Origin of the sequence: Gordonia sp. UBA5067 (assembly GCF_002414845.1) — a bacterium.
In the GTDB taxonomy this organism is placed as follows: Bacteria; Actinomycetota; Actinomycetes; order Mycobacteriales; family Mycobacteriaceae; genus Gordonia; species Gordonia defluvii.
This window is the reverse complement of sequence record NZ_DIAX01000077.1, coordinates 1-15,812: the sequence shown is the minus strand read 5'-3', so window position 1 is coordinate 15,812 and position 15,812 is coordinate 1. Positions and strand designations below refer to the sequence as shown.

At 69.5% G+C, this 15,812-nt stretch carries 7 protein-coding genes and 1 pseudogene; all 8 read right to left on the bottom strand.

The annotated features are described in order from the left end of the window. Positions 1-24: 24 nt before the first annotated feature. Positions 25-3,426, bottom strand: coding sequence for an AMP-binding protein (locus B4M62_RS12615; protein WP_290713481.1), 3,402 nt, complete (start codon positions 3,424-3,426; stop codon positions 25-27). Then, positions 3,423-6,485: a non-ribosomal peptide synthetase gene (locus B4M62_RS12610; protein WP_290713478.1), complete on the bottom strand. Its 3,063-nt coding sequence runs from the start codon at positions 6,483-6,485 to the stop codon at positions 3,423-3,425. The genes B4M62_RS12615 and B4M62_RS12610 overlap by 4 nt, the downstream gene beginning before the upstream one ends. After that, a complete protein-coding gene (locus B4M62_RS12605; protein ID WP_290713475.1) occupies positions 6,482-9,181 on the bottom strand; it encodes a beta-ketoacyl synthase N-terminal-like domain-containing protein in 2,700 nt (899 codons plus the stop codon). Before B4M62_RS12605 ends, B4M62_RS12610 begins: the two co-directional genes overlap by 4 nt. Before the next feature lie 15 nt (positions 9,182-9,196). Continuing rightward, positions 9,197-10,165 carry a hypothetical protein gene (locus B4M62_RS12600; protein ID WP_290713472.1) on the bottom strand — a complete coding sequence of 323 codons (969 nt, stop codon included), beginning with the start codon at positions 10,163-10,165 and terminating at the stop codon, positions 9,197-9,199. Beyond that, a complete protein-coding gene (locus B4M62_RS12595) occupies positions 10,165-10,977 on the bottom strand; it encodes an MBL fold metallo-hydrolase (RefSeq protein ID WP_290713469.1) in 813 nt (270 codons plus the stop codon). The genes B4M62_RS12600 and B4M62_RS12595 overlap by 1 nt, the downstream gene beginning before the upstream one ends. 5 nt (positions 10,978-10,982) lie before the next feature. Further along, complete coding sequence (locus B4M62_RS12590) at positions 10,983-13,328, bottom strand: hypothetical protein (RefSeq protein WP_290713466.1); 2,346 nt, start codon at positions 13,326-13,328, stop codon at positions 10,983-10,985. Positions 13,329-13,533: 205 nt separating this feature from the next. After that, positions 13,534-14,124, bottom strand: coding sequence for a phosphatase PAP2 family protein (locus B4M62_RS12585; protein ID WP_290713463.1), 591 nt, complete (start codon positions 14,122-14,124; stop codon positions 13,534-13,536). A 22-nt stretch (positions 14,125-14,146) separates the two neighbouring features. Further along, positions 14,147-15,812: pseudogene (locus B4M62_RS12580) on the bottom strand (hypothetical protein); the annotation flags it as partial.

Here is a 15,812-nt window from a genome sequence, read left to right as displayed (position 1 = left end):
TCATCGTTTGGGTGCTTCGGGACATCAGGCGCTCGGTTCGTGTGGCTGCGTACCACCGGAGGCGAGCAGATCGGCGACCTCGTCGATCGGCAGCTCTGCATCGAGATAGGCCGCCAGGCGCAACCAGTCGTAGGCGATGTCGAGCGTCGCCCGCCACTGCGCATACGAGTTGAACGACGCCGGGAACGTGATCCCGGCAGCGGACCGGACGAGCGCAACCATGCCGTCGAGCTCTTCGACGGTGCCGGCAGCACCATCGGCCGCGGCGAAGCTCGCCGCCGCGGCCGCCCGTACCCGGTCGAGCAGCTCGCCTCGCTGGGGGAATGCCGCCGGCAGTAGCCACTCCAGGGTGTCGGCGGGGGCGACGTCGGCCGGTAGCGGACTGACGCCGGCGGCCGACAGCACCGCACGGACAGCCGCCTTGACCAACCGATCGGCAGCCCGATCGGCGACTCGCAGTTGCTGTTGCGCGAGCGCGCCCATCAGGTCTTCGCGGGCATTCTCGATCAGCACGTTGGACCAGACCAGGGCCGAGGCGCATTCCACGAAGCGCTGCGCCGGCAGCGGACTCAGGGTGATCCGGCGCTCGACGGCGCCACCACTGAGGCCGAGGACCAGAACCTGCGCCGACGGCGGCGGGGTGACCGGCCGCTGCGGTTTGACCATCGCGACGGCCGGGACGAGCGGACCGCCACCGGACCAGCGCAATCCGACCAGTCCGAGCCGCACGAATTCGGCCACCGTCGCCCGGCCTGTTGCGCCGAGACGACCGGCCAGCTCGACCAAGGGACGGCTGAAGACCACCGCGCGCCAGCATTGCGCCGCATGCTCGCCGAGTACGAAGACATCCTGCTTTCCGCGCACCACGTGGACGTGTCCGTCGATCGGCCAGGACGTTACCCCGGGGGCCCGTGCCAGCACGATCGAGTCTTCGCCGCCCGCGACGTCGACACCCAGCTCGCGGGCGAAAGCGAGCACCTGCGCGGGATCGGCACGGCCGGCCGCGAGCGCCGCATCGAACCGGTCATAGCGATCGGTCACGCCGGCGTCGCCGATGCGATCGAGTTGCGGGCCGGTCCACTTCGACTCGAGGTATGTCTCGCCGGCCGCGGCGGCCCAGCTCTTGAGCGCCTGCAGCAGACCGTCACGCATCCATGCCGGGCCGTCTGCCTGCCCGAGCACCGACATCGCCAGACCCTGTCGCAGTGCTTGGGCCGCCCGGGCGCGCCACCACATGTTCATCACCGTGGCAAAGCTGTCATAGGGCAGGGCCGCTTTGACCGCGGCCACGTCGACGTCACCGGAGCGGACCGTCGCCGCCCGCAGAAACCGCTGGCACCGGTTGAGCACGTCCTGATCGAGGCCGATCAGAATGTCGTCGGAGGCCTCGAGGGCGGTGCGGGCATAGGCGAGCTGATCGCGCAGTTGCCGCTCGGAGCGGGTCCGGACCTCCACGCGGCGTCCGTCGACGAAGAGGACCGTCGGCATGTCTGGGGTATTCGCGTCACCCGGGGAGATCACCAGGAAGTCGATATCGGAGCCCTCGTTGCCGAAGCCCTCCGCAATCGATCCCTCCAGCACGATCGATGCCCGCGAATCCACCTCGACCCGGGTCAGCGCATGATCGAGCAGGGTGCCGATCTCCGTGTCGCGCAGGGTCGATAGCGACGCCCGCCGGTCCTCGATGGTGCCCTGACCGGATGCGCCGTCACCGGTGTGCACCACGACGTCGGCACCGAAACCGGCGGTCCGGAACCGCTCCCACATTACCCGGCGGCGCGGCTTCCCACTCGATGTGCGCAAGATCAGGCCGCGCGTCCCGGTGACCAGCACGATCCGCGGCGCCGGACCCAGATCAGCCCGAAGCAGGTTCCGCGCCTTCGCCATCCACTCGCCGGGAGGTTCTTCGGCGAACAGCACCAGCCCTGGATTGGTGCTGCCGTCCTGCATCGCGACGGCGGCGATTCGCTGTTTGGGCACCCCGGTCTCCGCCGCGATGCGCTCGTCGACTGCTTCCATGAACAATGCCTTGCCGCGCACCTTGAGGCTCGTTCCCATCCGGCCGAGAACGTACAGCGCACCGTCGTGCACGAAGCCCGCATCACCGGTGCGGAGCTCATCGCCGTCGATCGCGGTAGCGCCGGCCCCGGCGTCGGCGGTCACTCCTGGCCGATAGTCCACCGCCACGCCCGGCCCGCGGACGACGATCTCGCCGAGCACTCCGGCCGGCAGGGGCGCGCCGTCGTCGTCGACGATGGTCAGCCCAGAATCGGGCGCAGTTGTGCCGAGCGCCCAGATCCAGCCGTCGCCGACAAACTCGTCGCCGGCGAAGACGGTCTCGTCGTGGATGCGGACGGGGGCGCCGAAGGCGGCGTCGGCGGCGTCGATGCGCATGGCGCGCAAGGGCCCGCGGCCGGTCATCGTGACCATCAGGGTGGCCTCGGCCAGCCCATATGCCGGGCGCAGCGCCTCAACGTCGAAACCGCCGGGAGTAAGCAGGGCACTGAAGCCGGCCATGTCGGCTGATCCGATCGGCTCGGCCCCGGTGATCACCGTGCGCAGCCTGGAGTAGTCGAGACCGGCGACCTCCGGTGCCGTCACCCGGCGGGCCGCATAGCCCAACCCGAAGGAGGGGGCAACGGTGTGCTGGCACTGGGCGAGCGATCGCAGCCACTGCCGCGGGTCGCGGATGAAGTGGTCCGGCCGCATCAGCCACAGGTCACCGCCGCGGGCGAGGGTGGTGAGCAGCCCGCCGACCAGTCCCATGTCGTGGTAGAGCGGGAGCCAGCTCGACGTCGAGTCGCCAGTCTGCCAGCCGCCAGAGGCGAGGATGAATCCCGTGTTGGAGGACAGGTTGCGCCAGGAAATGCGAACACCCTTCGGCGTGCCCGATGAGCCAGAGGTGAATTGCACGACGGCGGTGTCGTCGGCCGTCAGCGCCCGACGGCGAAGCACAGCGGCCCCGATGGCAGTCTCGCCCACCTGCAGCAGGGTGGTGATGCCGGCCTGTTCGGCGGGACCGGCGAGTATGTCCCTCAGTTCCGGGGCCACCACGACCGCCGACGCGCCGGCGTTGCCGAGTAGCGCGGTCAAATGGGTGCGGTAGTCCTCCCCCCCACCCAGGACCGGCGGCGGCAGCATGCTGATGGCCGCGCCCGCGCGCCACGCGCCGAAGATAGCGGTGATTGCGTCGAATCCGGTGGGCACGGCGACGGCGACGGTATCCCCCGAACCCACGCCGGCCGCGGCAAGGACAGCGGCGAAGGCCCGCACCGCGGTCGCGACCTCCACGTGCGAGCGGGTCGTCCACGTCTCGCCGTCATCGTTCGCCACCCGGATCAGCCCGTCCGGCGGCGGCGTGTCGATCCACGCGCACAGGTCGTGGAACTCGGCGGCATCGGCGCGGGTCGGCGATTCCAGACTCACTGGTACTCCTTCGTTGGGGCGGTGTTCGCAGCGGCCTGCTCCTCGAGGAAGCCCGCGAGGGCCCGGGGCGTGCAGTACTCGAACAGGTCGACGACGTCGATCTGCCGTCCGAGCTCGCGGCGCAGTAGCTCGCGGACCCGCAGTACCGTCGCCGAAGTGCCACCGGCATCGAAAAACCTGGTGTCCGGACCGAATTCGGCGCCGTCCAGCACTGCGCCCCAGATCTGTTCGACAACGGTTTGCATCCGGCTATCGCCGACCGCACCCGCAATCGGACCGTCCACCTGATCGGTGTCGGTGTAGCAGCGAATCAGACTGTCGCGATCCACCTTGCCGTTGACCGTCGTCGGCAGTGCGTCGATCAGGATCACCCGGTCGGGGATGGCATATCTCGGCAACTCGCCGGCGAGCCGGTCGCGGATGGCCGCCTCGGTGGCACCGTCGACGGGGACGCCGAAGCAAACCAGCTCGGCTTCCAGTCCCGACCCGATCACCAGTGCGCGGGCGACCGACATCAGACCACTGTGCAGGCAGGCGTTCTCGACTTCGCCGAGCTCGCAGCGGTGACCCCGGAGCTTCACCTGGCCGTCGTTGCGGCCGAGGATTACGAAGTCACCGTCGGCATTGAGGTATCCGCGGTCACCGGTGAGGTACACCAGACGACCGTTCACGCGGCGCAGCACGCGAGCGGTCGCCTCGGCATCCAGATAGCCCGCCATCAGGCCCGCACCGCCCACCGCGAGCTGCCCGATGACCCCGCGCGGCAGCACGCGGAGCTCATCGTCGACCACTTCCATCGACATGTCGGCGAACGGGCGGCCGATCACCGATTCGTCGGGGAAATCCGCCGGATCAGCCGGCAGCCGGTAGGCCGTGTGGTACATCACCGTCTCGGTAATGCCGTAGGCGTTGATCACCGTCACATCGGGCCGGGCCGAGACGAACGGACCAGCGGCGGCGAAATCGAGTCGCTCCCCCGCCTGGATGATGTGGGTGATCGAGGGTGCGGCGACCAGTCGGTCGGCAAAAATGCTGAACGCCGAGGCAGTCTGGGAGACGATCTCCACCTGATGGCGGTCGACGAACGCGGCGAGCGCATCCGGATCGCGCTTGACCGCGAGTTCGGGAATCACCACCGCACCCCCGGCCGCCAGTCCCGACAATAACTCCACCATCGAGATATCAAACGAAATGGAGTGGAAATTGAGCCATCGCGCCGCACCGATCCCGGTGTCGGCCTGTAGGCCGGCAAAGAATCGGCCAGCCGCCCCGTGGGTGATCTGAACCCCTTTGGGAACACCGGTGCTGCCCGAGGTGAAAAAAATGTACGCAACCTGATCGGGATCGACCGGGGCCGGCGGCCAGGCGCCGGCCGGCAGATCCAGCGGCTCGCACAGCACCACGGCATCCCCGGAACGCGCGGCTGCGGCGGCGACCGCGCCGGCCGGAACAACCACCGTCAGGCCGCGTATCGCCTGGGCGATCTTCGGCAGCCGCACGGCGAGGTTGTCCGGGTCGATCGGCACGTACACCCGCCCCGACGCGAAGACCGCGAGCATCGTGGCGACCAACTGCGGACCTGCCGGCAACGAAACGGCGACGTGGTGGCCGGCGTTCTCGTCGAGCCACCGCGCGACGACACCGACCCGCTCGGCGAGCTCGCCGAAAGTCAGGACCACGTCGTCGGTGATGACCGCCGGCCGATCCGGATGAGCGGCCACCGCGTCGGCGAACACCGACACCAGGGTCGCGGTCGGGAATTCGGTCGACGCATCGACCCGTGAGGTGAGCGTCTCGACATCCCAAACGAGCTCGCCGATCAACCGTTTCCCCGGACCGCCGACGGCATGGGCCAGCACGTGCTGATACATCCCGGCGACGTCGACCGGCGGAAGATGGTCGGCGCGTTCGACGATCAACTGCTTCGCGTCGTCGCCCACCTCCACCGTCACCGACAGCGGCCGCTGCAGAAAGCGGCGGTCGACGTGGACGGGACGGCCGGATGTGCCGTCGACCGCGACGGCCAGTGGCCGCGGGTACAGCGTGAAACCGACCGAGGGCGCTGCCGCGTCAAGCCCGTCGGCGGCGACCACCGATCGCGCGAACTCGGAAAACGGATGCTGTTCAAACTCGATCAACTGGTCCAGTTGACTGTCGGCGACCAGGGCCAGGTCGACGACGGTGAGTTCGGGATCCAGGTCGAAGCGCAGTGGCAGAACGTTGACCCGGACACCGCGGGTGCGCGCCGCCGACGGGCCGCAGCGGCGGTTGGCCATCGGGGTGGCGATCACCACGCTGTCGGCCCCGGTCATTGCCGAAACGGTCACGGCCAAGGCCGCCACCAGCACCGAGTAGCGGCGGACGCCGACCTGCCCGGCGAGTGCACCGGCGGCCCGGTAGAGCTCGGGATCGAGATCATGCCGGCCGATCGAGCCGGGAATGCGGCCAAACTCGTCCCGGCGATCCCACCCTGGCACCGAGAGATCCTCAATCCCGGCGAACAACGCGCGGAAGTAGTCGACGGCCTCGGCCCGGGGGCGATCGAGCCGCTCGAGGACCTCCGCCGAGGAGCTCGAATCGGGCAGCTCGGCCGCCATGTCCCGATAGCGCGCGGCGAAATCCTCGATCAGCTGCAGGTAGCCGAAGCCATCGGAGACGGCATGCGAGCCCGCAAAAAGGAAGTAGGCGTCCTCGCCGCAGGTCGCAACCTCCGCGTGGAACTGTCGGGCCGCCGACGGCGGGTAGACGACGTCGCCGATTTCGCCGGCCCGACCTGCCACCGCCATCTCGTCCGGGTAGGAGACCACCGGTACGTCGTGGACGATGCCGTCGCGGCGGACCAGCACATCCATCTCGGCGGTCAGCTCGAACGACTCGGTGAACGCGCGACTCTCGTTCAGCACCGAGGCCACCGCCGCGGCGAACCGGCCCGGATCGGTTTGGCCCGGCAACGACGAGGCGAGCGCCCAGTTCGGCGCCGGATCGTCGGGCCGCAGCTCGGCGGCCAGCACGATGCGGCGCTGAATCGGGGAGGCGGGCAGGCTGTCGCGCGTCGTCATCGAGTGGCCTTTCGGTCGGCAGCACCGGTGAGTACCCGCGCCACCACCGCCGCGGTCACCGCACGATGGGCCGCGTTGGTGAAGACGCTGTAGTGATCGCCGGGGACGTCGATCACCTGAAATCCGGACCGGGTCCAGCCAGCCCAGTCGGCGGTGCGGTCGGGGTCGATCCCCAGGGCGGCCGATCGCGGCGCGCTCAGCGGGGTGCGCGCGCGCAACAGGGTGATCGGCGCGGTCACCGCGGCCGCCGGCCGATACGCGTTCAAGGCCGCGCAGTTCTCCAGCCAGATCTCGGTGAAGTAGTCGCGCAATTGTTGCTCCCGGGCGTCGGCACGGTAGTCCGGCAGCGCACCGGCCGCGGTGGCCAACAGGTCGGCCACCTCCACGCCCAGGCCGGTGGCATCCGAACCCGGCGCACCGAAGGCGTCCGGTGCGAACGAGTCGATCAACAGCACCCGGCCGATCCGCACGCCGCGGCCCTCCAATTGCCGGCAGATCTCCAGCGCGACGTTGCCGCCGAACGAGTAGCCGCCGACGACCATGTCGTCGCGGACATGTCCGCCGTCGACAAGGGTCGTGACACAGGCGGTCGCCACGTCGGGCACCGAGTCGCCCGGCCGCACCGCTCGGAAGGCCGCAAACGACAGCTGCGGCGCCGACCGGCGCAGCGCCGTGTAGCAGAAGTTGGTACCGCCGGCAGGCGGATACAGGTACGCCAGCGGCTCACCGTCCCCCATCGCGATGAGTCCGGCGGGCCGCCGGGCATCCGTCGCCGGCTGGGTCACGGCCGCCTGGGCGGCAAGTTCGGCAGCCGCCTGGGCGGCAAGTTCGGCAGCCGCCTGGGCGGCTAGTTCGGCGGCCATCGGGTCGACGCCGGTGAGGCCGTCGAGGCGCGTGAAGTCGGGCGAGAAGCCGACGGCATCGGCAAGTTTGCCGACCACTGACACCAGCCCCATCGACTCGCCACCGAGTTCGTAGAAGTCGGCACCGGTGGGCACGGGGACGCCGATTTCCGCCATCACCAGGCGACGGAAGGCCTCGGCCACGTCGGGCCGCGCCGGGCCGGCCGACACCGCCGCCGCCGGCTGACTGTCCGAAACGAGTGGCAGCATCAGTTCCCGCTCATCGAGCGGTGCAACCGGTAGCAGGATGGGGCGCCCCACCGCGGACGTCGTGCCCGGGGCGTCATCGCCGGACCCTCCGGCAAGCGCGGTCACCAAGTCGCTCAGTGTGGTCGCCGTGTGCCGCCAGGTGACGTCTGCGGCGGTACGGGCGTCCAGCGTGGCGCCGACGTCGTGGACGGACAGGCCCGGGTGCGCGGTCAGGAAGTCGGCGAGGTCACGGCGATAGCGCGCCAAGCCGGCCGGGGTGCGCGCGGAGAGCACTATCGTCGCCGGGCCGTCCGCGTGGGTGGATGCGGGCTCCGGAGGCCGCCGCAGCACCACGTGTGCATTGGTCCCGCCCATCCCGAATGAGCTGACCGCGGCGAACGGCACGTCGGCCGCCGCCGGCTCCCAGGCAATCGCGAACCGAGACCCGGCCAGGTCGAGACTGGGGTTGGGCTCGGTGAAGCCCGGCTGCGCATACACCGTCTGGTGACGCAGGACCGAGATGGTCTTGAGTAGGCCGATCATCCCGGCGGCGGTGTCAAGGTGCCCGTAGGCCGCCTTGGCCGCGCCGAGACCGCACTCGGGGAGGGCGGCGCCGGGGTCGTCGTAGACGCGGCGCAGCGCCCGGAACTCGATGGGATCGCCCAGTGCCGTACCGGTGCCGTGCGCCTCGATATACCGCACGCTGCCGGCGGCGGCGCCCGAGCGGGCGAGTGCTGCGGTGAGCACGCGCTGCTGTCCTCCCGCAGAGGGCGCGGAGTAGCTGATCGCCGTGCCACCGTCGTTGTTGACTGCGGTACCGGACACGATGCCCAGGACAGCGTCCGGGCCGGCCAGCGCATCGTCGAGCCGCCGCAGCAGCACGGCGCCGCCCCCGGTGCCGCGGACCGTGCCGTCTGCCTGCACGTCGAAGGGCCGGGAGCGCCCCGTCGGCGACATGATGCCGCCATCGGCGAACCGGTAACCGATGCGCTGCGGAAAAGCGATCGATGCAGCTGCTACCAGGGCGACGTCGATGTCTCCGCAGCTGAGCGCCAAACACGCCTGGTGTAGTGCGACCAGGGAACTCGAGCAGGCGCTTTGTACGGTGATCGCCGGACCGGTGAACCCGAAGCGGTGCGCGATCCGGCTGGCCGCGAAGTCGCGATCGTTGCCCACCAGCGATCGGTAGTCCATGCTGCCCAGCACCGGCCGGTCGGCGGCGGAGACCCGTCCGTCCAGGTAGCTCGACGACGAGACCGTCGTGTACACGCCGACTCCGTCGCCGCCGACCACTGCACCCGCGGACTCGATGGCACGGTGGGTCAAGGTCAGCAGGAGTCGCTGCTGTGGGTCTGTCCACTGCGCCTCGGCCGGCGTCATATCGAAGAATGCGGCATCGAATCGTCCGGCCTCGGGCAAATCGGTGCCGACCGGAACGTACCGGGGATGCCCGACATCGACGCCGGCACGTCGCGCCGCAGCCAGATCGGCGTCACTGAGCCCCTCGATATGCACGCGGGCGGCAAGCAGATCGTCGTGCAAACCGGCAAGGTCGGTGACACCGGGCAACGCCACCGATGCGCCGACAACCGCGAACTCCGTCATTGGACTATCGGCCGCTCAGTGGACCAGGAACAGTGCGACCGAGCAAATGATCTGCCCGATCAGCCACAGCCCGGCGGAGGTCTCGGAGACGTCCTTGGCGGTGAAGCGGTCGGGACGCACCGCAAACCGGATGCCCGCACCGATCGGGAGCAGCAGTGTCAGCCCCAGCGCCAGGTAGGCCCACCACACGCCGACCCCGAGGGCGTTCAGCATGCCTGCTTCGATCGCGGTGACCGCCGTGGCCAGGACCAGCAACGTCACCACTGTGCCGCGCAGCCCCAGTGAGGTGGTCCACGAACTCGTCTCCTTGGTGTAGTCGACGACCGAGTCGCGGGTGTCCTCCGGGGTCCGCGACTTGCGGGCGATCTCCAGCAAGAGGGCCGCCACGCACCAACTCGCGACTAGCCACCAGACTTGCGCCGTCACCAGTTGTTTGCCGGCACCCATCTGGGCGGCCCACACCGAGCCGAACCCCCAGAACGGGATCACCGTCAGCGCCAGCAGCACGCGCCGCGCCTCCAGCCACTCCCCCAGTGATGCCCATTTGACCTGGACGAACTGCACCAGGTTGTTGGTGATGAAGATCAGCAACAACCACATCGTGGCCAGGCCGATACCGCGGTCGATGTAGAGCGAAACGCCCACGATCAGCAGCACGCAGAGGATCGCGACGACCTTCAGGTTCGTGAAGGTGACGATCCCCCGCTGCAGCACCCGCTCCGGGTAGTACGCGTTGTCGTGGGGGGCATCCTTGTGGTCGTCGATGCAGCGGACCATCAGGGTGTACGCGATGAGGGCGAGGCAGCCCAGGAATAGGTTGAGGGTGAACGCCGGGCGCTCGCCCACCATCATGCGGCCCACGGTGTAGGCGGTGAGGAACATCGGGAACTGCCCGGCGGCCTGCCAGAGCGGAAACCGCTCATTCGAGTAGGCGAGCAGTCGGAGGCCGAGGTTGGATTCCGGTGTCAGTTCGGACAGCGCCATCATGCCTCTTTCGATTCGGGGGATGGGGTGGGGTTGTGACGGGCCAGTTCGCCGTAGGCGTGCGCATCGTGGGCGCAGAAGACGGTGACCTCGTCGCCGTGCTGCTGCACCAGCGCGGCCAGACGTGCCGCGGTGCGCACCCGCCGCGCGGCCAGCAGCGGATCTGGATCGCCGAATGCTGCACCGCCGAGCAGCAGGCCCGGCAGGTATCGATTCAGTTGCAGCGCAGACACGTAGGCGTCGCCGGCATGCAGCAGCCACCCACCGTCGACGTTCACCGCGATCCCGACGTGCCCGGTCGTGTGCCCGTACAACGGCACCATTGCCAGCCCGGGCAGGCCGGCGAGTTCATGCACCCCGGCGAAGCCGAACCAGCGATCGCCGCCGTGACCGGCCTGGCTGAGCTGCCAGTTCGGGCCGTGGGCATACTGCTCCCGGCGATACCGGACGCGGCCGGTACGACCCGGGTGCATGGCCGCGCGATATTCGCGGTCGTGCACGTGCACCCGTGCCCAGGGGAAGTCCGCCAGCCCGCCGGCGTGGTCGTAGTCCAAGTGCGTCAACACGATGTCCGTCACGTCGCGGGGCTCAAGTCCCAGCGCTTCGATCTGCGCGTAGGCGGTTTCCGCGGGGTCCAGCACTGGCCGTAGCAAGCGGTGCGAAAGCCCCAGGACCCGATCCGGCTCGGCGATATCGGCGCGACCGTAGCCGGTATCGATCAGTACCAGGGCATCGTCGCGCTCGATCAGCAGGCAGTGTGAGACCACGGCTCCGCCGAGCATCGTGCCGCAGTTCAAGTGGTGTACCCGCATGGTGGTCAGACCTCGCTCAGTCGTCGGCACACGTTCACCACGCGCTCGATGTACGGCAGCCGGCGCAGTGTGTGCACCATCAGGTACAGGGAGATCCGGCGCATCACGAAGTCCGCGAGGGCGAGCTGGAAGCCGCGCGCCCACTCGTCGCGGTCAATGGCGACCCCCGCGGCGGCGGCCACCGCTGCACGATGGAATTCCACGTAGCCGCGGATCGTGTCGAGATCGGTGTCGGGCGTCAGCACGTAGGAGAGGAATTCCACCAGGTCCCGCTGGGGCAGGTGCACGGTGGCGAGCTCCCAGTCGTAGGCCACCAACTCAAACCGCTCCGGAGCATCGGCGACCACGCGCAAACCGATGTTCCGCGAGTTGAAATCGTTGTGCACCAGGGTCTGTGGCAGGCCCGCCATCTCCGGCCACCAGTCGGCGCTGTCGTCGATCCAGGCGACGATCTGCGCCAGCCAGGCATCGTCGAGCAGGTCCGGATACTCCTTCTTATGGTGCTCGAACAGCCCCAGCCAGAGTTCGCTCATGTCGATCACGCGCGCCGGTTCGGTGGGCTCGCCGAGCCAGTCCAATTCACCGAGTTCGCCGACCCGGCCATACCACCGCCCGTGCAGGCGGGCTATCCCGGTGAGCGCACCGGTGATGTGTTCGGGCCGCCAGTCCTGCGGCCGCTCCGCCGAATCGATCAGAATCACATCGTCGCCCAAGCGCTCCAGGAACAGGAGGAAGGCCTCGCGTGCGGGGTCCTCGACAATCCCGTAGCAATGCGGCAGCAGTCCGGCGGCCACCGCCGGCTCGCGGTACAGCTGCAGCTCACGCATGTGGGTGCCGAGGAACCCGCTGGCATCACCACCGCGCGACCACGCCTCGGACAGGCGCCCGCCGGCCAGGGTCACCATGCGGTGCGCGGCAAGCATCACCTCGGTGTCCAGCGGCTTGGACTTGACGATCAGTTCGAGCGGTTCTGCCCCGCCGTCGATGGTGACGTCCACCGGAAAGACGCCCACCAGCTTCTGCGTCGACACCCGCTGGGTGAGTTCGCTGATGACACTGTTGCCGTCGGTGTCACCGACGACGTCGACGGCGGTGACCGCACCGGCATCGAGCACCGACCCCAAGAGTGCGGGATTGAGGTCGTCCCGGGTGAACCACTGCACCGGCCGGTTGCGGCCGAGACGCTCGTGCGCCGTCGCGAACTGGCCGCCGATCACCGCCGACATCGTCGACAGGTCGAGGGCGAGTGCGTACCCGGCGATGATCTCGCCGAGCCGCGCAGCGGACCCGGTGCCGGTGCAGCCGATCATCTCGAGGTAGTCGTTCTGCTGCGGCAGCTGCGTGCCGCCGCCGACGGTTCCGATGGAGAGCGTAGGCAGCAGCAGGGAGGCGTAGATGCCGTCGCCGTCGGGCTCCATCGTGAGGATGCCGGACCCGGACTCGTGCACGCAGGCGATGTCCTGGCCGGTGGCGGCGAAGACCGCGGCGATCGCGTTGGCGACGTTGACGTTCGGGAAGCCGCCCGCCAACGCCGAGCCGGTGACGCAAATGCCGTAGGCACGCAGCATGTCGTCGCGGGTCACCTTCAAGACGCGCTCGAGGGTTTCGCCGTCGACGTGACATTCGGCGGTGACCCGCATCCCGCGACCGTTGGCCAGGGCGCGCTGGCTCAGTTTCTTGTCCCCTGCGGAGTTTCCCTCGATGCAGAACGAGCGCAGCGCCATCTCGGGGTGCCGCGCAAGTTGCTCCTCGATCCACAGGCACGACCGCCAGGTGCAGGCCGTCGTCATGTTCTGCCCGGAGGCATCGCCGGTCTCGTACTCGAACACCACGTCAACGCTGCGACCGATCTGCAACGGCACCAGCCCGATCAGACGTGCATGCCGGGAAACCTCGGCGATCTGCACGGACAGGTCCTGCGTCTGCTCGGCGATCCAGGTGGCAAACCGGCTGGCCGCGACAATGTCGGTGAAATCGAAGCGCGGCGAACGCACCATCTGCTGGCCGAGGACCCGGGTCCGCACGCCACCCGCGCACGACACCGCGTGCGCCCCGCGGGTCGCCGAGGCGACCAGCGCACCCTCGGTGGTGGCGAACGGCGCGGGAATCCACCCGGTGGCACGGTTACCGTCGAACAGCAACGGTCCGGCCAGGCCGACCGGAATCGCCACACTGCCAACCAGATTCTCGATGTTGCCGACCAAGCGCGCTGGATCCAGATCGAAGCGGTCGAGCGACTTGAGTGCGGAACCGCTCAGGCCGCGGACCCAGTCCAGGCGCCGCCGCCGGGCGGGCTCGTTCTCGTGACCACGATCGGGCACCCGCATCATCGCGGGCTCGGTCGAATCCATCAGCAAAGCGCCTCTCTCCAGGTCGCGATGCGCCCCATCCAGGCACAGCATCAGCGGGTCGCGCAACCGAAAATTTGTTACGGCCGCAACTTGCCAGCCGGTAGGTTAACACAGCCTTGGTGTTACCCGGTCCACACAATTCGCCCCCGCTGGTCAACAGCACTTCATGGCCGGAGCGTGATTCACCGCATTTGCCGGGGACCGCTCACCCCGTGGGAGCGGGCACCGCAGCACGCCGGTGGCGCAGCCGCGCGACGGTCGCCACGACGGTGATCCAGAGCGCGCCGAGGACCCATCCGGCGACCACATCGGTCATCCAGTGCACACCGAGATACACCCGACTCAGTCCGATGGCGAGCGACAGGACCGGTGCGGCGAGCAGCACATCGGGATGCTCGCGGATCCAGGCCGACCCCCGGAACAGGGCGACGGCGATCAGCCCGAAGACGACCGCGCTCATCATCGCGTGCCCCGACGGCATCGACTGATAGGCGGCGTGGGCAAGGCGATCCCCGGCCGGCGGACGGTCGCGGTCGAACGCCCGCTTGAGGACGATCATCACCACATACGCCGACCACGAACCGGCCAGGATCATTGCGGAACTGCGCCATTGGCGAAACACCGCGAATGCCGCGCTGGCCGCTATCGTGACAACGGTCAGCGTCGCCGTCGAGCCGAGCCAACTCAGCCCATACGCGAGGGCCGTCCAGAATCCGCTGCGGTTGTCGACAACAAAACCGAGGACCCCGGTGTCCACCGGCGGGATCGACATCGCACCCAACAGATCGCTTCGCATGGCGCCACCGTATCGGAGGTCGCTATGCCCGGGTCGCGGGTGCGACGTGGGTGATGCCGGCAGCGTCGCGCCACCACCGGAGGTGATGGTCGCCGGTATCGGTCGCGACGATCAGGTCGTCGTGCACGACGACCGTCCCGCGCGGGTTCACCAACCCCTGCTCGGCCGCGAAGACGACGGTGCCGGCGTCGGCACCCCACGTCGTCGCCCGGCCCGCGCCGACCACCCGCGCCGCGACCGCCTCCGTCGCCACCGGAAGATCGAGGAGTTCGGCGAGTTCGTGTGCCGCATCGGCACCGACCGGCAGGCCGGCGATGACCGCCCGGCCGGGGTCCACCACAAACAGATAGTGCACCGCGTCGATCACCACCGCAGCCTCGACCACCGACCCGTCGAGGACGCGGACACCGGGCCGGCCGTCGAGGAGCGCGTCCAGCGCTTCGGGATCGACGTCGCGGCGTCCGAGCGCGGCGACGACCTCGCCGTAGGCCCGCACCGCGGCCCCCGGCTCGACGACCCGGTTCCGATCTCCGAGGTTCGTCAGAAGAGCCGCCGCCGAGGCCGCGTCGGACACGGCTTCGCCCAGGAGGACCCCGGTCAGGGCGGCCGCTGCGGGATGCGCGAGGGGGTCCACGATGCCGGCGAAGGCGGGCGCGTCCGGACTGCGGTAGGACCCCAGCGCGCGGCCATCGATCCGGGCGTTCGTGCGCAGCCACCAGGCGGTGTAGCCGTCGCGGTCGGCCAGCAGCGGGGCGGTCACCGGGTCGCCGGCGAGCAGTGTCAAAGCCTCGCTCCAACGGTCATCGGGAACCAGATCAAGGTCGCGCACCGCAACGATCGCCGCCGGCGGCTCGGGGAGCGTCGCCCACCACCGATCCTCGTCGTCGAGGTCGTGGTCCGGCGCGGTCGGCCACTGCGCCGAGATAGTCAGGAACCCCCATCCGACTCCGGCGCGGCGCAGCGCCGAGGATCCGTACCGATCCGCCACCGCAGCGTCGACCAGTGCAAACGGCAGGTCGTCGCCGAGGGCCGCCGCCAATGGTGAGTCTGGGAGCAAGAGCTCGTCCACATGGACCAGCTCCCCGTCACTGTCGGGCAAGAGGAGCTCGGCGGCCACGACGGGTGCCAGTGCCGCATCCGGATCGGCCGCCAGCAGGGCGAGCACCTCATCGCCGAGCGCGCGGACCTCGGCGTCGGCGCCGTTGTCGGCGACATCGGCCAACGCGGCGGCGAGGCCCTCATGCGCAACCAGCTCCCCGATTCCGACCCGATGTGCCCCCAGTCGTTCGAGGAGTGGGTGCACCGCGTCGGGGGCGACCATGGGCGCCCACGACGCCCGGACGCCGGGCGGCGCGAGACCAAGTCCGCGCGCGCCCAGGTTGCGCCGGCCGTCGACGCGCGGTACCGGTAGCGCGCCGAGCTCCTCGGCGTCGCCCGCGGTTCCGACCAGCGGCGCGAGCGCCTCGTAGAGGTCGGCCCACCACCGATCCGGGCGGTCGATGCCGGCCAGCGCCTCGGCAATGTCGGCCAACCCGATCGCGCGCGCCCCGACCGCGATCAGCCCGGCCCGCGCAACCGGCCCGGACACGCCCGGGTGGGCGAGCGAACCGAGCACCGGCCCCAGACACGCCGCGAGGTCGTCGGACAGGTCCGCGATGATGAGGGTGCGCGCCGGCACCAGATCCGCG